This is a genomic window from Virgibacillus sp. 6R (assembly GCF_001895305.1).
GTDB lineage: Bacteria > Bacillota > Bacilli > Bacillales > Amphibacillaceae > Virgibacillus > Virgibacillus pantothenticus.
In genome coordinates this window covers 3366311-3388949 of record NZ_CP017762.1, presented here as the reverse complement: position 1 = coordinate 3388949, position 22639 = coordinate 3366311, and the positions used below count along the sequence as shown (strand labels likewise).

Sequence of the window (22639 nt, the reverse complement as noted above, 5' to 3'; positions counted from 1 at the left end):
TTCCTCCACCTACTGAATGTTAGATAAACCAATCGGGCATTTAGAAGACGTTTTATCTACACTTAGACTTGTTCAGTACACAACACTCCCCTCTGGAGGTGTGAGTGATAATACTGCAGGCCTTTTTTCCAGAGAGAGGGTTAGGACACTGATAGACTTTGCTTCTACTAAAACTAGGTTCTTTATAGTAGTATGCTGTATTTGAGGAGGAAACTTAGGCATAAAAATAAGAGCTCATTTGTAAAGCAAGCTCTTGTCAGATAAAGTGAATCTTCACAGTGGGAGGTTTTGATTCATCCCCACTGATGGTTAGTATCGTAATGGTAAAACTTAAAGACCTCTTACGAAATATATTCTAAAATCAGCTACAGCGGATTTAATCGGAAAGGCTGTTTCATTAAAACCAACTTTGAAAGCAACTTCTTGCATTTCTTCGTCTGCCAATTCATCGCCATTTAGCACTACCCCCGCTGGATTTCCCATACCTGGTTCTTTACTAAATGCATCATAATGACAAACTGTTATCGGCTTCATACCCCATTCCCCCTAAGTTTAAGCTATATATTTTTTATTATTCTACATTATTCCAACCTCTTCGCTCAAAAAATCCATCTCCATTGTATATTATGGTTAACCTTAAACTTACTTATTTTTTTGTACGAGAAAAGACGAGTAACTATCTAAGTAAATGTGTAAAAACAACTCACTAGTACCGCCTGCAAACTTCCCACTTTCACACCTCAATTTAAGTGTGCTCTTATCAAGTTATGTAAGCGTGGACGTAGTCTAATAATATGTGGCTGTCTTCCATAATGGACCCGATTAGTCAACAGAATAACATGTAACTGAATTTCAGGGTCGAACCACATACTTGTTCCGGTAAAGCCTGTATGACCATAGGACAGATCAGAAAATAGATCGCCACAGGATGATAATGCAGGACTTTTTAACATCCAGCCAAGCCCCCGATGCTCTTCTGCCAAACAAGTATAATTCTTTTTGGACAAATCTAGAACCCTTTCTGACAATATACGTCTTCCTTTATAGATGCCACCATTTTCAATCATGGAGGTAAAATGATTTAAATCGGATATAGTAGAAAAAAGACCCGCATGTCCACTTATGCCTCCCATGGATTGAGCGTTATCATCGTGAACGATGCCTTGTTTATAATTTCCAAGTTGCTGGCTGTATTCGGTGGCAGCATATCGTTCAGGAGCACAGGTAGGATTATACATCGTTTCAGTCATTTCTAAAGGATGAAAGATTTCTCTTGCCACAAAATCATAAAAGGCTTCCCTTGTTATTTCCTCCACTACTTTGTAAAGCATCATAAAGTTAAGATCACTGTATACCACTTTCGTATTCAGTTCAGACTCCATTTTTTCTGTATAAATACGCTCCAACACTTGCTCACTCGTAAGTCCCTCCTTATAAAAATGCCTGTGTGCCCTCAATCCAGAAGTATGTGTTAACAAATGCCGAATTTTTATCTGTTCTTTTCCATTTTGAGCGAATGCCGGAAGAAAGAAGCTGACTGGATCCTCTAACCGTACTTCGCCGTTATCTATTAGCTTTAGAATAGCAGGTAATGCAGCAACTACTTTTGTTAATGAGGCAAGATCAAAAATCGTGTTAAGCTGCATCGGAGCTGATGTTGGATAAACAGCTCTATTCCCTATCGCCTCTTTTAATAAAATCTCTCCTTGAAAGGAGACTTGAATAACTGCACCAGGAATATGCTTGAGATCGATTTCATTTTGCAGGAATTCTAGAACTTTCTTCTTCATGCTTGACCACCTGTTCTTCGATTGATTTTTTAAATGATTCATAGCTTTTCCAAACGTCAAATCCAAGCTTTTTATAAAAATCCACAAGCCCTGTCCAGTCAATTACAATGTTTTGAATACCTCGTTTTCTAAGCTCAGCAATGCCTGCTTCAACCACTGTCAAACCGTAGCCGTGACCGCGCTCTGCAGCATCCACACCTAATGGACCTACTCCGCCAAGAGATGCTTCAAATAATGGAGCCCAATAGACATTTTGAGCAATAATCGGTGACTGAGGATCATTAATTCTACAAAAACCGATAATCTGTCCGTATTTTTTCATCACAATAAATTCACGTCCTGTCCCACCAAGTTCAAAATACTTCATTGCCTCATATTCCCAACGTCCTGGAAAGCATCGATTTAAAAACATCAGGAAATCCTCTTTTTCCTCGATATCCAGTATAGAGAACTCCACTTCCGGAAGATCAGGTTTAGTAATAGCATTTTTCCGAGTATAGGTTTGCAGTAAATCATGTTCAGTTCCGTATGATTCATATCCTCTTGCAGCAAACCAATGCTTTGTTCTTTCATCATTTATAGGAACACCTGGAAAGTAATGCCAAGGATCACGGCCTAGTAAGATTTGCTTTACACCTCTATTAAATAAAACTGTTTCTGCTTGTGAAAGCAACTTTGTACCAATTCCTTTGTTCCTGTAACTTTGATCAACGAGAAGCACTTGAATCCAGCCTGTCGTTTCAGACATTTGAACTGGCAGTTTTTCCTGCCAAATTTTCGCAACAATGAAACCAATAACATTTCCATTATCCAAAGCGATTAAAGAAGCATCGGGGCATACATTCTGATCTTGAAAGCTATTTTGTTTAAAAAGTGTTTTTTTCATTGGAAAATCACTCCCCAACTCCCGATTCCATAGACTAACTATTTCTTCTAAATAAGAATAATTCCAGGCCAATATCTTCAATTTTACTCACCCTCTTGATGGATTATAATTTTTGACAAACATTTTTTCGTCAACAGCGATACCTTTCACTTTTAATACAGCAAAAATTGCCCCCACAAATTGAATGACATCCGGCGATGGTTTTCTTGATAATGCTCCACAGTTCTAAAATAGTTGGCTTTTGCATGCCATCATACGCTTGAAACGCAACACTTAATACATCTCTCCCAAGACTAAAGCCACTTCCCCTCTCATCAATAAAATGCCCCTATCCACAGACACACTCATGAACGCCTCTTTGATTAATGCCATATGTAATTGGTCCAGTTCCAGATATTTGTACGATTCCTGGTTGTCCAAGTGTTCCAGAATATAAAGCAGTTACGGCATCGTTATCCACGTATACGTCACATTCATAATTTACAAGCGATGAAAGCAATTCTTGCATCTATTGTTTATCACCTAATCTGCTAACACCTGAGAGACCAGCGAAAACAGCATTAAGCTCACTTAGATGATGAATTCCCGCTTTCTTGCAATATTACTTACAAACAATTTTTCAAACTCATGTCTCATCGTCGCCGCATCTAACCCATTATTGTCGCTCCCACTGTTCCCTCTGCCTTAACCATTCCTAATTTGTTTTTGTTTTGGTTCAACCTCCGTCAATACCTAAAAAATACATAATATCCGCCTCCATTAAACGAAAGGATTAACCCATAACGAGCTAACCCTCCATTGTCTATAATCGTATTTAAGGTTTTTTACCACTGCCATTTAAAAAAGTCAACTGCATCTCTTGTAGCCCCTAAATGCTTCACGCTATCCTCATATTGTAACGAAGCGACACACATAAACAGAATATCAATGACTTGTAATTGAGCAATCCTTGAAGATGTAGCTCCACTTCGAAACGTCGGTTCATTAGTCGCTGACGTATACAAATTAATCTTCGCTTGGTCGGACACATTTGATTTGCCATACCTCGTTAAACTTATTGTAGTAGCTTGATTTTCGTTTGCCAATTGCAATATTTTCGTAATTTCTTGTGTTTCTCCTGAAAAAGAGATACCTACCACCACATCGTCCTCAGATGCGTTAGCCACAAGCGTTGCGGCCATATGCATATCTTTAAATGCATATGCTGTTTTATCAATGCGTAAAAATTTATGTTGAGCATCTTCTGCAGCGATGCTCGAAGCCCCTACACCGATAAAATGAATCTGCCTAGCTCCTCTCATCACCTCCACTGCTTTTTGCAATTCCTCTGTATTAAGCAAATTAGCTGTTTCACGAATAGTTTGAATCGAGTTATCGGTCATTTTTTTAATAATAGAACTAGCCGATTCGTTTGGCTGTATATCCTGATATCCTACTTGATCATCAGGCTTCTGCAAATCCCCAGCAATTCTTAACTTTAAATCTTGAAACCCTTTCAAATTAAGGGATTTACATAAACGGATGACTGCGGCTCCACTGGTTGAGCTCCTTTTTCCTAGTTCATTTGCTGTTAAAGAAATTGATTCTTGTGGATGATCTAGAATATAGGATGCAATCTTCTTTTCTGAAGGAGGCAATTTATCCAGCATTTCCGCTAATATAACTAAACCACCATTTGTCATAACCTCAACTCACTTTACTATTAAATTTCTTTTTTCATTACATAGAATCTACGAGTTATCTGGAAGCTTGTTTTGAGTAAAGATAGCCTGCAGACGTTTTCTCCCCCGTCCATAGAAACGAAGCCCTGTGCAGACTTTCAGCTTTCATATGTTGCAAGCATAAAATTTGGTATAATTTTCTCCAATTTCTTTCCTTGCTGATCAGGGGCCCGTCCTAAAGGTCCAATCCTTTCTGGAATTCCTTCATAACCGCCTTATATACAGAATCCAACAACTTTACCTTTTTGTCTAGCAACAAGGATCCTTTTCCATGGGTAGCCCTTGTTAGCAAACCTTCTCTCAAATCTCCCTACAGTATTAACAAATTGAATTAATTCATACAGATCCTGATGCTCTACTTGATTAAACTTATCCCCTTCACTCTCTCTTTGTTGGACGAGCTCTCTAACTTCATTAGTCAGCTTTAAATCCACTGGATTGTAATCGGGAATAAAGTTGCTAAATCGCTAAGATAAATTGATACGCTTCTGGATAAGCCCTTTCGCCAATACCAGGCATAATATAATTTGGAGCATAAGATGCAAAGAAAACAGCGTACTTCCTCCTATGCTTTTTTACAAAGTTAGTAGCTTCAGTATAAGCCGTGAACCAACACCCGATTTACGATAATGTTTATCCACAAAGAAGAAGGGAATCCAGCCCTTATCTGGTTCAAGATCGGTTCCAAGTATGGTGGATAATCTTCTGACAGCGCATTCACACCCAATAAGTTTATATTTTGATCAAATACTAATTAAAGGACTTCTGGATAAAATTAATATCCGATAACACTAAATTTCTAAAGCGGTTTGGAATGATTGGATCTTTCCAAAGGGATTCATTCCATAAAGTAACGATCTGTTTTTCATCACCAGTTTGATATTGGATAGGAAATCACTATTTTATTCCTCTTTTATCAGCTAATTCAAATTGCCTGGCATACAAAACCATTTGCTTCATTTATATAATTATTTGCTAATTCTATCGAAACACCTGTTTTTATCATAACAATTGCTGGTTTGATTTCCTAATTCGTTTGTTTTAAAACTTCTTCGGGTATTCTACTGATGCATTCGTAGTATTTAAAGCAATATTTTTAACTCGAACTTTTTAATTTCTCATTACTTATCTTTATATCATCCATAAAATTTTCATACACTTTTCCCAGTTTTATCATCACTGTGATTATAATCATATTTAATAGCATTTATGGGCTGTAGCTGCTTTCGATACGTGTTGATCCTGTCAACACTTCTGGTTTAGTTACTACTTCAATTTTAATATCTGCATATTTGCTTATAACTGAATTTTTATTACTTGTAAGACTTACAGAGATCGCACTTAGTTGTTTTGTATATTTTAATGCACCTATAACGTAGGGGACTCCTGCTCGCAGCAATTCCAACGACCAAATCATGCTCCGTCAATTATGATTCATCAGATCGTTGAACCTAAGAATTCATCATCCTTCGCACCTTCAACAGTTTTTTATGTTTCATCGATAGTTTGCACCATATCTGCTGGCGCGTACTATAAAGTAGGAGGGCATTCCACAGCATCCAAAGTACCATTACGTCCACTTGTGCTTGCTCTATATAATATAATTCCCCACCTTTTTCAATTGCTGCTACACCGCTTCAACAGCCTCTTCTACTTTAGGAAGCACTTTCTGTACGCTATATGCAACTGACATATCTTCATTATCATTGTTAAAACTTTTATAGTAGACATGTTATCGATTGTCATGTTTTCGCATTTCAGTTGTAAAATTGACAATTTATTCATTCTATTTGTATATGAGATATGGTTCTTTTAATTGTTGGAAATACTGCAGTTTATTTTCGCAAGAATTCATAAACTCTCTTCCGTTTTCTTCTATAATTAATTGCTTTAAAGATTTTGTACCAGCCAATAAATCAAAAAAGTATTTATTGTTTTCATTTTTTATAAATGAAAATTCATTAGGGTAAAGAGCGGCGATGGTTTCAAGTAAAATAACCCCTGCTTCTAAAGAGTTTAACAGATGTCGATTTTCCACATGAAGCTGAACGCCTCCACATAGTTCATCTTTATACTTTTGATAGAAAGGTTTGAATGATGTCGATCTTGCCAATACACCATTTATTTTTTTCTGATTGAAAACCTTTGCTAACCTTTGCCCATCTATAAACGGAGCACCAATAACCTCAAACGGTTTCGTTGTACCTCTGCCTTCTGATAAATTTGTACCTTCTACTAAACAAGTTCCTGAATACAATATACTCATATCCAATGTAGTAGTATTTGGGGATGGAGACACCCAGAACAAACCTGTCTGGTCAAAGTACATCTCTCTTTTCCAGCCATCCATTTCAACAACTGTTAATTCACAATCATAACCAAATTCATTTTTAAATAATAATGCAAGTTCACCTACTGTCATCCCATGTCTATTTGGAATTGGCAAAAGACTTACAAAAGAACGAACATCTTCCTCAACCAAATTACCTTCCATTTTCGCTCCAGATATTGGATTAGGTCTATCCAATACAACAAATTGCTTTCCCAGCTCCATACATGCTTCCATCACATAAGCCATCGTATAAATAAACGTATAGTATCTGGAGCCGATATCTTGTAAATCAAAAACTAAAACATCTACTGGATCTAACATCTCCCTTGATGGTTTTCTAGTAGCGCCATAAAGACTATACACTGGTAGTCCTGTATAAGGATCCACGGTTGATTCAACTTTTTCTCCTTCTTTAGCATCACCACGTATACCGTGTTCTGGTGCATATAAAGCCGTAAGTTCAATAGCGGAGTGTTCATGAAATAGATCAATAGATGAAATTAATCTTTTATTCACCCCTGTAATATTAGTTATTAGACCAATTTTTTGACCTTTAAATTGTTTATATTCTCTGTCTAAAAATACATCTAAACCGAGTTTCATTAATTATCACTCACTTTAATTTCATATCTTGAAAATGACCTTGTTGCGATCCACATAAGTACCAAACTTGAGAGACTGCCCACTTTGACACGATTATCAGAGCTATTATTTACATCTAACAAGGATCTCGAACTTATACCTATTACTTGTTTTTAATCCCAATATACGAGCTGAACATATGAGATAGCAGCCACGATCTCTTCAGGTATCTCTATCTCGAGGTCATAGTAGCACCTGTTTCTGATCCAATTCGAAAACATAGGTTTCAGCCAAGTTTCTCTGTAATGGAGACTACTTCATCCATAATTACCCCCTTAGCTTTTTCCTGCCATTAATTGCAATCGCTTTCATCAGATATTGTATAATCTCTACTTTTTATCAATTTCATAGTACCATAGAAAGTTAATATTTGAAATAGATAATCAAAATAATATTAAAAATATTGTATTATCATTTCATTTTATTCAAACATCGCTTTATTAATTCACTCATTTCTTAATTCCTTATTTGGGATAGATTTACCGTCGCATCCTGTTTAGATGTGTAGATTGAAATTGATATGACCTTGTTTTTCTACATTGTTTTCACATCGCACATTATACAGGCGAGTTGAAATCACGTTTTATTGACATTTTTTTACAATGATTTTCCGTTGCATCTCACATAGGTGTGCGGATCAATTAGCGGAGAAAACATCAAAATTGAAGTTTAATTAAGCACTAACAATGAAAAAGATTCCCGTCATCAAGGATGATTGGAATCTTTTATTAGGTACTGTTTATAATTTTAGATCCTTTTTTGAAATTTGTCTTATATTCCATCGTTTTTGCATATCTGTTTTAACTATCAACGGTAAACTTACTTTATACAATATCTATTTTTCGCTCTTTTTTCCACCTTACTATTAAAAAGGATGCTCCAAGGACTAATAATCCTAAATAAGTTCCGATTGTAATCCACATAGGATACGCAGTGTTAAATAAGTTTGACACCAGATATTCAAATATTAGAATAATTAATACGACTGCTATTGGAACCTGTACACCAATTAGCGAAATATAATTACTAACAACTCTTGATAAATAGGTCGTTACGGCAGCAGCTACTAATGCTAGCAAATATACACCAATGATGGTTAGGTATATATACTGCAAGAAAGTCATATCTAGCCAATTAAAAGTAAAGGCATTAAAGGAGTGCAAACTTGATTCAAAAAAGATCTGTGTATCATTAAAAGAATATAGTATTAAAAATGCACCAATATACACACTTGTAATAAGAAAAGATGTTATCATGGATGCCATTAGTTTTTTCTTAAACAGTTTGCGTCCGATATTGGTCGTATATTGCAAGTAAATTGCATTATTTTGCTGGTCAATAATGAAAATTCTTCCGACTACGATCATTACACTAAGAATGATAAGGATGGACAACATAGTAATTAAATTATTATAATTTTCAATTACAAAACTCGGTAATATTTCATTAATAGATCCATCAAGAATTTTCTGTTTCCATTCTGGAGCATCGATCGAAGCTGTTTCTCCATTAAAAAACTCTTTTCTTACCTCATAGTACTCTATAATTGCTTCTCTAGATTGCAATTCCCAAAACACATCTATACCTTTATCAAACATAACATCATTGAATAATTCATTAATAGTTTCATTTTCATTTTCTTGATCCATATTAGTTAATTGTTCATAGGTGGTTACACCTACTTCAGCAAAATCATCCCGAGACTGTAAATAGGCATTTGCTTTATTAACCTCTTCTTTATAGGTTTCTTTAAAATCCTGAAATTCTCTCTCATCCATTTCTTGACCATATTTGTTGATCATTTGTTTCGTAACATTAAAAGTATCCCCTTCTGGTCGACCATTTGGAAAATGCTCAAAATCAAATCTTAAAAACTGTTCAAAAAATAGTAAGCTAATCAGTAAAACTAAACCTAGTACTTTCCAATTTAAAAGTTTTCTAATCTCATACCAAATGATTCTCATATTCTCACTCCTTACTGTAATTGCTGCCGGTAAAAACGATAAACGCTATAGCTACCTACAATTCCTAAGAGAAATACCCATAGAACAATTGTAACTATTTCATAATAGCAATGGATTGTGAATGGTCCATTTCCCATCAGCCATTCATGCGGATTTAAAATAAAAGCAAACGGATTAAAATGTAGTAGAAACACCAACTTGCTATTCATCGGAGCAAAACCTGGGATTGCTATCCCTAAACCAAGTAAAATCAGAAAAGCAAAAAATACCAAGTATGTGTTCTTTAAATAGATAGATAGAATCAAACAAACTCCCATGAATAGTAGCTGAGTAATGACAATGAAGAGAACAAAAAAGACAACGTATTCGATAAACGATAAGTTCCACCATGAAATATAGGGAAGTGGCATTTCCGTATTAAAAAAATTGCTTATGGGGACATTCCATAGCCCTGAATAATCATAAGTCAGAAAAAAAGCACCAAGTGTCATGCCAATTAATCCAAACATGACACACCCATTTGTAATCATGGCTGCTATTAGTTTATCGATGATTAATTTCCGTCCTCTTTTGGTTGTATAGGTAACAAGAGCTGTTCGATGTTCAAACTCGTAATTTGTTATAGTAGCAGTAATTAATACAACCAAAATCATTAGCTCAAAGATTAACGCCCTTCCAATGTCTTTAAAAAGGAGCGAATGCATTTTATATATTTTTCCTGTAAAAAAAAGGTTCTTATGTTCCCCATTATCAATGAGTTCATCTAGTCGTAGTGCTAATTTTTGATATTGCGCTCTTATCTCCTCTGCAGCACTATCTGTAAATCCATACATACGAATCAGATATTCTGCACTGCCATCCAGATCTATACTGTCATATGCTTTATCAATATCCTGTGCCGTTAAATAATAACCCTCTATAATGCTGTATTTCAGCAGTCTTTGATAGTCGCTATTGCTAAGTCTATTTTCATAGTGGATTGAATCGTCCGATAGTAATTCAGAGGAGTGTTGATAAACCTTATTATCATCAGGGGCAACCTCATTTACCCAAGCAATCTTGTCTTGATAATCCTTTCCAAACTCTTTCATCATGTTTTCATTTATTTCATATCCATAAGTATCAACAAGATCGGTTAAGACGGACAGGTCTTCCTTAAAATAGGAATGACTCATCACAATTACAGTATTTAAAGCCATAAAAAACAGAATAATTACCGGAATAATTGGCATTTTAACTAGTTTTAATAATTCCTCTTTGATTATCATTACACACTACCTGCCAGCGTCTCGTCATCTTCATAAACATACAGAAAGACGTCTTCTAAGGTAGGCGTAACCCTTTTCCACTTTTCATTCGTTTGATCACTAGTAATAAATCGAATGGTCATTTTTTCTCTCTCTTGTCTTTCCGAGAGGATCTGATATTTCTCACGGATGACATTCAAATCTGAAAAACTTACTTCTGCTTCAAAAACTTTCCCATCTAGAGTATTACTAATGTTAGCTACTGTATCTTTGTATAGAATGGTTTTATTCTTAATCATAATAATTTCCTTGGCAATTGATTCAACATCTGAAACAATATGAGTAGAGAGAATAATAATTCTATCGCGCGCCAAGGTTGTTAATATCTTACGAAAACGTGCTCGTTCCTTCGGGTCTAATCCTGCAGTCGGCTCATCGAGAATAAGAATCTTCGGATCGTTTAACACTGCCTGTGCAATTCCGACACGCTGTATCATTCCACCCGAAAACTTTTTCATTTTTTTTCGCGTAACATCTCCTAGACCAACAAGTTCTAACAGTTCTGAAATTCTTTTTTTCGTCTCTTTCTTGTCCAGTCCTTTTAATGCGGCTAAGTAATTTAGATATTTTTCCGATGTATAGTTTTTGTAATAACCGAACTCTTGAGGAAGATAGCCTAGTACATTTCTATATTGTTCATCAAGTGACGTAATCTCGGTTCCGTCATATTCGATTTCACCCTTAGTAGGAAATAAAAGCGTAACAAGCATTTTAATTAATGTTGTTTTTCCAGCCCCATTAGGTGCTAATAAACCATAGATTCCATTATTGAATTCCAGATTTATATCCTCTAGTGCTGTAAAGTTACCGAACTTTTTGCTTACATCCTTTAAAACTAGCACTTAAATCAATCCCTTCATTTTTTGGGTAAATAATAATCCTTTTAAACTTTTCACATAAAAAACGATCGCAACTATAGTAATAACTCCGTACACATAAAACGGAATTTGTTTTAAGAAATTCAGATAAAAGCTCGTACTATAATAGGACGCGAGCAAATTGCTGAATAACCACATAATTAGTAGAATTATTTTAGAAGCACGAGTTTTTGTATGAAATTGCACATATAAAAATACTAGCGCGAACAAAAATAATGACGAGCTTGATAATAAAAATGCATAGAAATAATTTAAAGCATGTTGAAACATTAATGCATATATAAACAGACCATTCATAATCATACTAATCACACTAAACATGAGCATACGAAAAGCTGCTAACTGGTGGAGATTATATTTACAAGTCATTTCCACTTCATACGTTGTCTTTTGCTTCTGATTCACAAAGAACAAATACGCCATCACCATATACGTCATCGGAGACCAAATAAATACAATCGTATACAAATTAACATTTCTTATATGGATATATTCGATAGTGCTGAGTATAAATGCGAGAACAATAATAACAGATATAAGTAATGTGAAAATTATTTCTACAAAGTCTTTAAACATAAATTTAAATCCAATCTGTTGATAAATGGTTGCTAAATAGGACCAAAAAGAAGCTTTAGGGTCTAATCCATTTATAATAATGGTTGAAATTTCTCTTTGCATTGACTTTTCATCCAAATACGGAATATCTTTTGAATTATTTTTCATCTCCATTCTCCTTTTAATATATTTTTTAGTTTGCGTATCGTCGCATAATATTTCGTTTTTACTGTTGACTCTGGAAGCTCTAAACTCGCTGCTATCTCCGAAAATGTATACTCACCATATATTTTCAGTCTTACAATCTGTTGAAGTTCTCGATCAAACCTGGCAAGCACTTCTAACACTTTACGAGCCTCATCCTTCGTTTCTACATCTATCGTAAATTCAATCGATTCGTAAACCGTTTTTTCATCAATGGGCTCCGTCTTTTTGTTTTGCTTATAGTATTTTGATCGATAATGATCGATCAGCCTTGAGTTAGCAATTTTATACAACCAAGTTCGAAATGATGCCCTGCCATCAAAGCTATGAATGGTTCTTAGTACGCTAATAAATATATCTTGCGTGATATCTTTTGTAAGCTCGCGGTCTAACGTCTGTTTATAAATAAATCCAAAAACTTCGTGATAGTACTTGCTTATAAGTTGATTTGCTGCCTGTTCACTTGATTTTTTCTTGATTGCCTTTATCCACTTCATTTCCTGTGTCATTACTCTTGTGATCACATCCGTTCATCCGTTCACTATCTCCATCTTGCCTACTTATATATTCGTAATGAAGCGAAAAATAGTTTTCTCATTTTAAAAATAAGCTTTTTCAGACAATTACTGTTGCCCCCTTTGCCAGTTGTATCCCTCACCATTTCGCCCAAAAATACGTATAAAACTTCACTACACAACAAATCACCCACAGACTCTCCATCCATTCCGTGGGGACTTGCAAAATTTTTCATAATGCAACTAACGGCAAATTAGCTGTTTTTTCATTCAAATTATGTTTTCACATATTTAACGTTATCTGAATTTGCTCCCTACAACATTATAATGAACAAAGGAGAGCAAGGGATGAAGACAATTCTCTTGCTACTGCAGAAGAGTTAACTAAAAGAGAAAGTTTAATTATAATCAACATATTCTCAGATCGTCCTTTGAAATCTTTTTAGAAGAGAAAGGTTTTGAGGATTTCATAAGTGATGTAGATGCCCACATTTTTCACAAGTGCATAATAACTTCATATATTGCTATGGGTTCAGGTACAGCCAAATTGAATGTAAATGGGTGATAAGAAATAGTATTAAAATTAGCTTGATGCGAACCTGAAGTTCACATAGAAATCCCGGGGACTCACCAATATTTATTTTCTTTATGTAAATAAGTGGAATAAAATTAAGGAAATAAAGCTTGTTTTTTGACTTTCCCTTTTGCAATAAGTACTTTTCGTTGTCTTTGTAAACTTTTAGAGGAACGCAGTCGCACCTTATATAGATGCGTGGATTGAAATGTATTTTTCCGCCTGCGGTTCGCCCTGATCGTAACTTGTACAACCGTGCTAAACGCACTCGTTAATCCTAGCAGACATGGAGAGTACATATGTCTAACATCCCTGTTTGTTGACTTTAAAAGTCTAACTTTACTCTTATTTATAACGTCATATTATTGAGCGGCGACATACACAATCTATGGTGTACATGTTCATTTTCTTGTCTTGACGCGTTTTTTTTCTATTTTGATACGCGACTTTCTTGCTTTATTGCCCAACTTTCTCAATGCAATGCGCGTTTATCCTTACACGGATTCATTGCGCTCTTAAGCATTACTCATTTTATTACAATACCTTTCAGATAACAATCGAGTAGAGGGAAAAGCTAAATAACTTTTCGCCCCTCTCACACCACCGTACGTACGGTTCCGTATACGGCGGTTCAATAGTTTGAGTGTACGAACTGGTATTGAAGAGCGATATCTTTATATCCTCTCGACGCCAGTTCTTTATCTGTCAATGAACGATGGAGTACATAGCTACTTGATATAGTCCAGTAACCTTTTCTTGTATTCGACCATTCATAAGCTTTACGTTTATCGATGCCTAAATGAATTAGATTCTTTCTTTTCGTACGTGGATTTTTCCACTGTTTCCAAATATATTGTCTAATTCGTCGCTTCAACCATCCATTTAGATTCTTCATGAATCCTTTCATTTCCCCTATGCCATAGTAATTTATCCACCCTGTCATAAGTTGCTGGATTTCTTTTAGAATCACTTCAAGATTCCGCCCACGATTGCGTTTGGTGATTCGCTTGAGTTTCTCTTGAACGGTCACTTTCGCTTTGTTATGAGGACGAATTTTAACCCCATTCTTCGTGGCTAATAGACAGAAGCCAAGAAACTTCCGTTTCAAAGGGCTTCCAACCGCACTCTTTTCTCGGTTAACGGTTAGACTCAAATCTCTCTCAAGAAAGGTAGTAATGTTATCCATTACTCGATATCCTGCTCTTCTACTTTTCACATAGATATTACAATCATCTGCGTAACGAACGAATCGATGACCACGCTTTTCCAATAGTTGGTCTAGTTCATTTAAATAGATATTACTGAGTAACGGAGATAGGTTTCCGCCTTGCGGCGTTCCTTGTTCTGATTTTTCGAAGATACCGTTAATCATAATTCCACTTAATAAGTATCGTCTTATCAAGTGAAGCACTCGCTTATCAGATATCTGTTTTTCCACGAAGTACATGAGTTTGTCATGATTTACCGTATCGAAGTAGGATTTCATATCCAAGTCCACTACATATTTGTACCCTTGTTCGTAGTACGATTTCGCCCGTATGATGGCATGATGCGCACTACGTTTTGGACGAAACCCAAAACTATTATCGGAGAACGTTGGTTCAAATATCGGTTGTAACACTTGGTTGATAGCTTGTTGAAGCATTCGATCGATGACTGTAGGAATCCCCAGTTTCCTCTTTCCACCATCTGGTTTCGGAATTTCAACCCGCAGAACGGGTTGCGGTTTATACTTTCCTTGACGTAACTGGGTTAATAGTTCCTCCTTGTGTTCCTTCAAGTATGGAAGTAGCTGGTCGTACGTCATACCGTCGATCCCTGCTGCTCCCTTATTTCTGACTACTTGAAGGTAAGCTTGATTTAAGTTGTTCCTTGATAGGATTCTTTCAAACAGATTGGATACACCATTTTGATTGTTCTGTTCACCATGAAAAGTACTATGCGCTTCGACATACCCTTCATGTTCCACACTATCTCTCTGCCGATAGCCAGATTCTCCTGTTTTCTGCAGTTGTCGCACCTTCCACACCTCCTAGAGCTTTCAAAATTTCTATTGTTCGGTCCTTCATGTTTCGTCAGTTAACATTACTATGACCTCTGCTGACTTCTTGTGATTCACCAAAACGTCCCCGCTTTGGTTGTGCTGATTCGTTATCATTCAACTCCCACTGCACCCTCACAAGACCTCCCCCGGTAAGAGCGAAAACTTTCCTCCCATGTAACTGTTAGATTTACTGTATAGGTTTCGGGCAGTATTGGACTTTATCTTGTTGCGCAGATTTATCCGACCTAATTCAGCCTTCTATCTAATTTCTGTTCGTCAGTTCAGGAGTTTGCGTCCAGCTTCCTTCAGCCACTACCTCACGATAGCCACCTTGCCTTCCGCTAACAGTTCCTACTGCCAAGCCTGTAGTGGACTTTCACCACCAAGTTTTCGCCCATGCAGGGCGCACGCAAAAAATAAGTGTAAAATTATAGTTCTCACCCAATTTTACACTTATTTTTTATACGACCTTACTTCTCTATGTGCTTTTTAAATTCAGTCAAAACTGTTCCCGCCTCAGGCCCGATAATAATTTGGATATGTTTATTATCGACTTTAACTACGCCATGTGCACCCGTCTGTTTTATTTTATCTTCATCAACAAGAGAGGCATCTTTAACTACCAACCTTAGGCGTGTCATACAGTTTTCGTAATCGACTACATTTTCCTTGCCGCCTATATTTTCCAATATCTTTTTTGCCATATATTCAAATTTATTGTGCGAGAGCTTCAAGGACTGCTCCTTTTCATCTGCCTGAAAACCGAATTCCACATCATCTTCTCTACCGATAACTTTTATATTTTTCTTAACAATAATCGTATAAAATGTAAAATAATAGAGTAATCCAAATGCTAATCCAATAGGAATGATCATTAAACCGCTGTCAGAAAGACTTAAATTTAGACCATAATCAATGACGCTTCCTCCCCACGAAAATCCGTGCCTAACGCCGAATAAATATAAAGTCGCTCCTGCTAAGCCGGTATATACGGAATGAATAAAGTATAGTAATGGTGACGTAAATATAAAGGTAAATTCAATTGGTTCTGTCAACCCGGCAACAACTGACGTCAATGCTCCAGAACTCATTAACGCTTTTGTCTCCGCTTTCTTTTTCTTATGAGCGGCTCTCGCTATAGCTAAAGCTATTGCTGGAACCCCAAAAATCATGACGATAAAAAATCCACCAAGGAAGTATCCAGCAGTTGGATCTCCATTCATAAATCTAGTAATTTCTCCGGTTACAACTTCCCCAGATGCATTTTCATAGCTTCCAAGACCAAAATAAATATACGTATTTAGCACATGATGTAATCCAAACGGTAAAAGAAAGCGATTTAAAAATCCAAAAATAAATATCCCTACTGCACCTAGACCAACGAGAGCTTGAGCAAATGAATCAATACCTTGTTGAGCATAGGGCCATATGAGAGAGAAAATTCCTGCGACAGGTATCATCGTTAAAATAATCATTGTAATTGGAAATTTTTCTCCACCAAAAAACGAAAACATACTTGGCAATTTTGTATCTTTAAATCGGTTATAGATGCCTGCTGCAATTAAACCAGCTATAACACCTCCAAAAACACTCATATCTAAGTCGGGATTCATTAGGGTTAATCCTTCATTTAAAACAGTTATTGCTAAGAAGCCTGTTAGCGCAGGTATGCCACGATCCTTTGTTTTAGCTAGTCCCATTGCGATACCAATGGCAATCAGCATATCCATATTCGCAAAAATGACCCCTGCAGCTTGAAACAACTTCCAATCCAATAAATCTCCTGCACTTAGTCTAAATAAAATACCAGCTATCGGCATCGCAACAATTGGAATAAGCATGGATTTACCAAGCTTCTGCATAAACTTTCTCATCGTTTTAAGCCTCCTCTTTTTCTAACTCACGATACGTCATTAATTGAAAGTGTTGTTGCAATTTTTTCTTTACATCTGGATGTATAAGCATTGCTAATTCTTCAATCCGTGGTGTCGCATAAGATGATCCTGTCATTAACGATTTATCTAAATAAGCAGGATGACACATGATTTCTATTGTTTGTGCTTCTTTATACTCCTCTACTATTGTGTTTACATCTCCTAATAGTATTTCAGGATTGTATTCAAAATGATCTGTTGTGATTAGTGTTCCAAATTCGGGTTTTATTTTAAAATTGTGGCGTACTGGTAACTTATATTCCTTCGCTAATTCTAGGAATACAGGCAATATAGGTTCTAAGTTGTTAATATGATGGTGACTATCTAAGTGAGTAGGCGCAAGCCCGGAATCTAAAAATGCTTCAATTTGCGCTTTCCATTCTGCATATAATTCATTTGTATCAATATGGAATAGTTTTTGGTAATGGTAAAGCTTTTTAAAATTTCCATCCGCATCTACTAATGTGTGGTGATTCTTTAAGATTGGTTTTCCACATGTAAGTGTCAAATGGACGCCAATTCCTAGTGTTTTATGTTTTTCTCCTAATTGATAAGCATGTTCTGCACCAGGCATATTGGTCATTAAAGTTGTGGACGTTAGCACGCCATCTGTATGCGCATCAATTATTCCATAGTTAACTGAGCGTGAATATCCAAAATCATCAGCATTGATAATTAGTTTTTTCACTTTTAATCCCTTCCCTTATGTTGGTGATTTTATTGTTAGAAAATTGCATTTACTAACATTACCTGTATCTAATCAAAAAAATGAACGCGTTTTACCACAGCAATTACGTTGTCAATTTTTATCCCAAAAGCAAGAACCACCCCCTTATGTCCTAACTTTTATTCGTTAAAAAATTTCTAGTTTACAAGAACTTACCGTCTTTCTTATTGCAATTCTGGCCAATAGCCTTTATTAGCCTCAATTAAATCATCAAGTATAGCTTTTGCAGTAGGAACGTGAACAACCGTTCTATTTAAGGTTAACGCTTGTAGAGCTTTGGTATAACTGTTTTCAAAGTATGCATCTGCGACTAACTTTTCGTAAGCAAACTGATTTTCAATTAAACCTTTATAAAAAGTTGGGATTTTACCAACAGAGAAAGGCTTAGGACCACTAGCTGTTAACAAGGCCGGAACTTCAACCGTAGCATCATCTGGTATGTTAGAAATAATTCCGTTATTTTCTACCATGACAATATATGTTTGTTTTAAGTTATAAACTAACGAAGCTGCTGCTTTGACCATGTAAACTCCATGAATATCAACATGTAGTTCAACGTTTTTAGTAGATTTGTCTTGAATAATTTGGTTACAAAGCTCGGTTATTCTTTTTTCCCGCCCATTTATTACTTGGCGTGCACGAGTATTCGTAAGGCTTTCTTTTTTAGCTAAATCGTCTGGATAGAGATAGTATTGCAAGTACGTATTTGGTAGAAACTCTGGGAAATCAATCAGCATTTTTCTTGCTTGTTCAAATGTCTGCTGCCATGATTGATCATTAGCAATTTCCTGATCTGTAGGTACAAATCCTTCACCCATAATAGTATCTTTGATGATTTGGGTTAAATCATTCCCTTCACTATCCTCGATTTTCGTAAACCAGCCAAAATGATTGAGACCGAAGTAAGATGGGACTAAATCCCATATGTTTTTGTTTAGCATCGTTGCAAAGCTATGCATGATAGCAATTGGCATATCGCAAATGTTTAATAGCTTAGGATCTTGCGGGAATTCTCTTTTCAACGCTTCTGCTACAATGGCTGCTGGATTTGTATAATTTAGAATCCAAGCATCCTTGGAGTACTTTTTAATATCGTAAACAAGCTCTATCATATCTCTAATAGAGCGTAATCCATATGCCATCCCACCTGGACCACATGTTTCCTGTCCGACTACCCCATATTTTAATGGGATTTGTTCATCCAGCTCGCGCATTTGAAGTCCACCAGTTCTGATTTGTATAAAAGCAATATCAATTCCAGTAAAAGCTGTTTCTTTATCCGTTGTATAATGGAAAGATTCTAATTCTGGATAATATTCATCTAAAATGATGGAGGTTGCTTTAGCAACTTTTTCCTGACGTTTTTCATCATTATCATAAAATGTTATTGAATTTAAGGGAAAATTTTTCTTTTCTGCAATTAGACTCATGATCATTCCAATAGTATAAGTACTTCCGCCACCGACGATTACTAAATTTTGTTTCTTCATATGCGAAACCCCTTTCAGATGTATTACATACATAATAGCATAAAACTAATACAAAAACAATACAATTTTAATACAACTTCTAAGCTATATTGTTTAGTTATGAGAATTCGTATTCAAATGGTAAACTAAATGTAGCATTATGAAAGGTAGGGAAATGAATGTGGAATAATTCTTTGCCACTATATAGGCAAATAGCAAATAAAATTAAGGAAGATATTATCGGATCTAAACTTGCTAAAGGTGACGCCATCCCAGCTGAAGCAAAGTTAGCAAAGACTTATGAAGTTAGTCGAGTCACCGTTAGGCAGGCGATAAAGCTTTTAGTTGAAGAAGGATTACTTTATAGCATACAAGGTAGCGGGACGTATGTTGCCCACAACAAAGTAGAGCATAATATTCTTCATTTACAGGGCTTTACTGAAGAGATGCAAAAATTGCAAAATAACCCCAAAAATGAAGTATTAGAATTTAAGTTGACGGATCCTACAGATGAAGTTCAAGAGATTTTAAATATCTCGAATAATGAAAAGGTCTACTATATGAAGCGACTACGTTATGCAGATCATGAGCCGTTTTTATTGGAGGAATCTTTTCTACCCGTTGATTTGTTTCCTGATTTTTCTATTGAGGTGATAAAAAAATCTAAATACAATTATATTGAAAATAAAGGATACACCATTGACAAGAGGTACGGTGAATTAATACCAATTCTTCCTAATGAAGAGCTAAAAAAAATCCTGCAATTGCAGGATAATCAACCATTGCTATTTTTAAAAGCCTTTACAGTGTTTGAAGATGGGAAGCCCTTTGAGTATTCTAAAGTATATTACCACCCGAAAAAATACTCCTTTAAATTCATCTCAGAAAAGAACCATTAACTAGGTAGTGATTCTTTTGTTGATTTTATCATAGTTAAGTGATCTTTATTTTAAACTGTCGTATAATAGAGGTGCATAATTAAAATTAGCTTATTTTTAGTGCGAACCTGAAGTGCACATGAAAACCCCGGGGGATTCGCACCTCTATTTAACCACTTTATGGGAATTTATGGAATTAAAATAACGATTATTTAAGCATTATTATTGATTTTCTCTTTAAAATAAGCATTTTTATACGACTTTTGTAAATTTTTAGGAAGAAATCGCAGTCGCACCTTGTATAGGTGCGTGGATTGAAATTACACAAGCTTTATCTTGCAAAACAATAGAACCATGTCGCACCTTGTATAGGTGCGTGGATTGAAATTCTCTTTACCCTTATGGCAATATTCACTTTCTATTTCAAGTCGCACCTTGTATAGGTGCGTGGATTGAAATCATCAATGCCATAATGCTGTAATTTGCTAAATCTAGTCGCACCTTGTATAGGTGCGTGGATTGAAATCTTCAAGGTAAATAAACACATCCTCCGCCACCAGAGTCGCACCTTGTATAGGTGCGTGGATTGAAATTTAAACGCGCAGACTTAACATTAGAAGATTACGGTCGCACCTTGTATAGGTGCGTGGATTGAAATTATCCATTTGCATTACCTCGGCGACTTGACTTGTCGTCGCACCTTGTATAGGTGCGTGGATTGAAATTTTAGCAGCAGAGTTTCGAAGGCTAAGTATAGGTGTGTGATTGGAAGAAAAAGAATCAACTGCTTTATCAAATAGTGGTAACACGGAAGTAATCTAACCATGCCAATAAAGTGAATCTTCAATCAGTGGAGGTTTACATTCGTTCCCCCACTGATTGTTAGTATGGTATGACCTAAAGGCCTCTGCATAAATCGAGTATTAGGTGCTGCTGTTATCTCCCACAGATTATCCAACTCCTGAAGTGGGAGACTTAAAGCACCTTATGTACAGGATAAAAACAGAACTCTGTAAAACACTCAAAACATTAAGCGTTTAACATGTGATTCACCGAAAACTTTAATTTTTCTAACCCATCATATAATTTCTCTTTTGGACAACCTATATTCATTCTTAGAAATTTTTCAGTTTCTCCGTATACTTCACCAGACATAATACCTACCTTCCCTACATGAACCAAATAATCTTGAATCTTCTTATTACTTGCGTTTAGTTTGCTAGCATCGATCCAAGCTAGGTATGTAGATTCAGGTATTGAAAAGTGTAGTAATGGAAGCTCTTTTTTTAAATAGTCATACACTATTTCCATATTTTGATATAAATATTTACGTAACTCGTCAACCCAATATTCGGCATAGTTATATCCTTCTATTAGTGCAACCATACCAAATATGGGAGCACTTCCTAAACCATCCCGATCTTTCATTAAAGATAAATACTTACTTCTCACTTTATGATCCGGAATGATAACATATGATCCACCTAAACTAGGTGTATTGAATGTTTTACTACCTGATGTACATATAAATACATTATTTAGTTCTGAGGCAACATTAATAATTGGAATATACTTATTTTCCCGATAAATAATATCCATATGAATATCATCAGAGATCACTTTAACACCATAACAATCGCATAATTTAACTATTTTTATTATTTCTTCTCTCCGCCATACTCTACCAGTTGGGTTATGGGGGTTACAGAGTAAAAATACTTTTGATTCGGATTTTGCAAGCTTTTTTTCTAGATCTATCCAATCTATCTTATAATAACCATCTTCATATAACAGAGGATTTTTTATTAACTTTCTTTCAGATTGTTTAATCGTTTTGAAAAATGCATCATATGCTGGAGTTTGCATAACAATGGCATCATTTTTTCTTGTTAATAGCGCTATAAGCTGTGAAATTGAATAAATAACACTAGGACTATATATAATCCATTCACTAACGATATCCGCATCATGTCTTTTTTTATACCATGTTACAATTGCATTTTTATAATCGCTATTATTCCACCTTGTATATCCAAAAACACCATGATCTGTCCACTCCTTTATACGATTTCTTATCTCTACTGGAGTTTGAAAGTCCATATCTGATATGGAGAAAGGTAAAATGTTTTTTTCACCAAACCTGTCTTCAATATAATCCCACTGTGTACAGTACGTCCCTCTTCTCTCTACTACTTTATCAAATTGTTTCTTCATAAGTA

The 22639-nt window shown here is 35.7% G+C and carries 19 protein-coding genes, 1 pseudogene and 1 CRISPR repeat array; of the genes and pseudogenes, 1 reads left to right on the top strand and 19 read right to left on the bottom strand.

Translation table 11 applies throughout. The annotated features are described in order from the left end of the window. Positions 1-336 precede the first annotated feature (336 nt). The 18 genes and pseudogenes from BKP57_RS15435 to BKP57_RS15355 form a co-directional block, all read right to left on the bottom strand. Positions 337-534, bottom strand: a pseudogene (locus tag BKP57_RS15435) (PhzF family phenazine biosynthesis protein); the annotation flags it as partial. Positions 535-740: 206 nt separating this feature from the next. After that, the gene (locus BKP57_RS15430; protein WP_072741907.1) at positions 741-1790 is read right to left on the bottom strand and encodes a serine hydrolase domain-containing protein; all 1050 of its coding nucleotides are present in this window, start codon (positions 1788-1790) and stop codon (positions 741-743) included. Next, positions 1756-2757 (bottom strand): GNAT family N-acetyltransferase, encoded by a 1002-nt coding sequence (locus tag BKP57_RS15425; protein ID WP_050351234.1) that lies wholly within the window; start codon positions 2755-2757, stop codon positions 1756-1758. The genes BKP57_RS15430 and BKP57_RS15425 overlap by 35 nt, the downstream gene beginning before the upstream one ends. 247 nt (positions 2758-3004) lie before the next feature. Then, the gene (locus BKP57_RS15420) at positions 3005-3184 is read right to left on the bottom strand and encodes a hypothetical protein (RefSeq protein WP_050351235.1); all 180 of its coding nucleotides are present in this window, start codon (positions 3182-3184) and stop codon (positions 3005-3007) included. A gap of 316 nt (positions 3185-3500) precedes the next feature. After that, the gene (locus tag BKP57_RS15415) at positions 3501-4358 is read right to left on the bottom strand and encodes a MurR/RpiR family transcriptional regulator (RefSeq protein WP_050351236.1); all 858 of its coding nucleotides are present in this window, start codon (positions 4356-4358) and stop codon (positions 3501-3503) included. 254 nt (positions 4359-4612) lie between these two features. Continuing rightward, complete coding sequence (locus BKP57_RS22940) at positions 4613-4831, bottom strand: hypothetical protein (protein WP_232231191.1); 219 nt, start codon at positions 4829-4831, stop codon at positions 4613-4615. A gap of 141 nt (positions 4832-4972) precedes the next feature. Further along, entirely contained in the window at positions 4973-5053 is an 81-nt protein-coding gene (locus BKP57_RS22935; protein WP_325999588.1) for a hypothetical protein, read from the bottom strand. 551 nt (positions 5054-5604) lie between these two features. Beyond that, positions 5605-5814 (bottom strand): hypothetical protein, encoded by a 210-nt coding sequence (locus tag BKP57_RS22930; RefSeq protein ID WP_128743360.1) that lies wholly within the window; start codon positions 5812-5814, stop codon positions 5605-5607. Between the two features lie 369 nt (positions 5815-6183). Continuing rightward, positions 6184-7332, bottom strand: coding sequence for an exo-beta-N-acetylmuramidase NamZ family protein (locus BKP57_RS15400; protein WP_072741906.1), 1149 nt, complete (start codon positions 7330-7332; stop codon positions 6184-6186). 863 nt (positions 7333-8195) lie between these two features. Beyond that, positions 8196-9335, bottom strand: a complete 1140-nt coding sequence (locus BKP57_RS15395; RefSeq protein WP_072741905.1) for a hypothetical protein — start codon at positions 9333-9335, stop codon at positions 8196-8198. Between the two features lie 11 nt (positions 9336-9346). Next, the gene (locus BKP57_RS15390; RefSeq protein ID WP_050351241.1) at positions 9347-10603 is read right to left on the bottom strand and encodes an ABC transporter permease; all 1257 of its coding nucleotides are present in this window, start codon (positions 10601-10603) and stop codon (positions 9347-9349) included. Beyond that, entirely contained in the window at positions 10603-11484 is an 882-nt protein-coding gene (locus BKP57_RS15385; RefSeq protein WP_072741904.1) for an ABC transporter ATP-binding protein, read from the bottom strand. Before BKP57_RS15385 ends, BKP57_RS15390 begins: the two co-directional genes overlap by 1 nt. Beyond that, on the bottom strand, positions 11485-12243 hold the full coding sequence (locus BKP57_RS15380; protein WP_050351243.1) for a hypothetical protein: 759 nt from the start codon (positions 12241-12243) through the stop codon (positions 11485-11487). Beyond that, positions 12240-12803 (bottom strand): RNA polymerase sigma factor, encoded by a 564-nt coding sequence (locus tag BKP57_RS15375; protein ID WP_232231188.1) that lies wholly within the window; start codon positions 12801-12803, stop codon positions 12240-12242. Before BKP57_RS15375 ends, BKP57_RS15380 begins: the two co-directional genes overlap by 4 nt. Positions 12804-13999: 1196 nt before the next feature. Then, positions 14000-15388: a group II intron reverse transcriptase/maturase gene (ltrA, locus tag BKP57_RS15370; protein ID WP_072740903.1), complete on the bottom strand. Its 1389-nt coding sequence runs from the start codon at positions 15386-15388 to the stop codon at positions 14000-14002. 494 nt (positions 15389-15882) lie between these two features. Continuing rightward, positions 15883-17286: a PTS transporter subunit EIIC gene (locus tag BKP57_RS15365; RefSeq protein ID WP_050351244.1), complete on the bottom strand. Its 1404-nt coding sequence runs from the start codon at positions 17284-17286 to the stop codon at positions 15883-15885. Positions 17287-17290: 4 nt separating this feature from the next. After that, positions 17291-18034 carry a chitin disaccharide deacetylase gene (gene chbG, locus BKP57_RS15360; RefSeq protein WP_050351245.1) on the bottom strand — a complete coding sequence of 248 codons (744 nt, stop codon included), beginning with the start codon at positions 18032-18034 and terminating at the stop codon, positions 17291-17293. A gap of 203 nt (positions 18035-18237) precedes the next feature. Further along, positions 18238-19563 (bottom strand): 6-phospho-alpha-glucosidase, encoded by a 1326-nt coding sequence (locus tag BKP57_RS15355; protein WP_072741903.1) that lies wholly within the window; start codon positions 19561-19563, stop codon positions 18238-18240. A 158-nt stretch (positions 19564-19721) separates the two neighbouring features. Here BKP57_RS15355 and BKP57_RS15350 point away from each other — a divergent pair, with 158 nt between their 5' ends. Continuing rightward, positions 19722-20441 (top strand): GntR family transcriptional regulator, encoded by a 720-nt coding sequence (locus BKP57_RS15350; protein WP_050351247.1) that lies wholly within the window; start codon positions 19722-19724, stop codon positions 20439-20441. A 268-nt stretch (positions 20442-20709) separates the two neighbouring features. Next, positions 20710-21146: a CRISPR direct-repeat array (repeat unit 33 nt; unit sequence GTCGCACCTTGTATAGGTGCGTGGATTGAAATT). A gap of 303 nt (positions 21147-21449) precedes the next feature. Here BKP57_RS15350 and BKP57_RS15345 read toward each other — a convergent pair. Beyond that, entirely contained in the window at positions 21450-22634 is a 1185-nt protein-coding gene (locus BKP57_RS15345; RefSeq protein WP_072741902.1) for a MalY/PatB family protein, read from the bottom strand. Between the last annotated feature and the right edge of the window lie 5 nt (positions 22635-22639).

Bases quoted from the DNA above. Each gene is read 5' to 3' on its own strand.
- BKP57_RS15345 (WP_072741902.1), bottom strand. From the start codon at position 22,634: ATGAAGAAACAATTTGATAAAGTAGTAGAGAGAAGAGGGACGTACTGT.
- BKP57_RS15350 (WP_050351247.1), top strand. From the start codon at position 19,722: ATGTGGAATAATTCTTTGCCACTATATAGGCAAATAGCAAATAAAATT.
- BKP57_RS15420 (WP_050351235.1), bottom strand. From the start codon at position 3,184: ATGCAAGAATTGCTTTCATCGCTTGTAAATTATGAATGTGACGTATAC.
- BKP57_RS15355 (WP_072741903.1), bottom strand. From the start codon at position 19,563: ATGAAGAAACAAAATTTAGTAATCGTCGGTGGCGGAAGTACTTATACT.
- BKP57_RS22930 (WP_128743360.1), bottom strand. From the start codon at position 5,814: ATGATTTGGTCGTTGGAATTGCTGCGAGCAGGAGTCCCCTACGTTATA.
- BKP57_RS15415 (WP_050351236.1), bottom strand. From the start codon at position 4,358: ATGACAAATGGTGGTTTAGTTATATTAGCGGAAATGCTGGATAAATTG.
- BKP57_RS15380 (WP_050351243.1), bottom strand. From the start codon at position 12,243: ATGAAAAATAATTCAAAAGATATTCCGTATTTGGATGAAAAGTCAATG.
- BKP57_RS15400 (WP_072741906.1), bottom strand. From the start codon at position 7,332: ATGAAACTCGGTTTAGATGTATTTTTAGACAGAGAATATAAACAATTT.
- BKP57_RS15430 (WP_072741907.1), bottom strand. From the start codon at position 1,790: ATGAAGAAGAAAGTTCTAGAATTCCTGCAAAATGAAATCGATCTCAAG.
- BKP57_RS15365 (WP_050351244.1), bottom strand. From the start codon at position 17,286: ATGAGAAAGTTTATGCAGAAGCTTGGTAAATCCATGCTTATTCCAATT.
- BKP57_RS15395 (WP_072741905.1), bottom strand. From the start codon at position 9,335: ATGAGAATCATTTGGTATGAGATTAGAAAACTTTTAAATTGGAAAGTA.
- BKP57_RS15390 (WP_050351241.1), bottom strand. From the start codon at position 10,603: ATGATAATCAAAGAGGAATTATTAAAACTAGTTAAAATGCCAATTATT.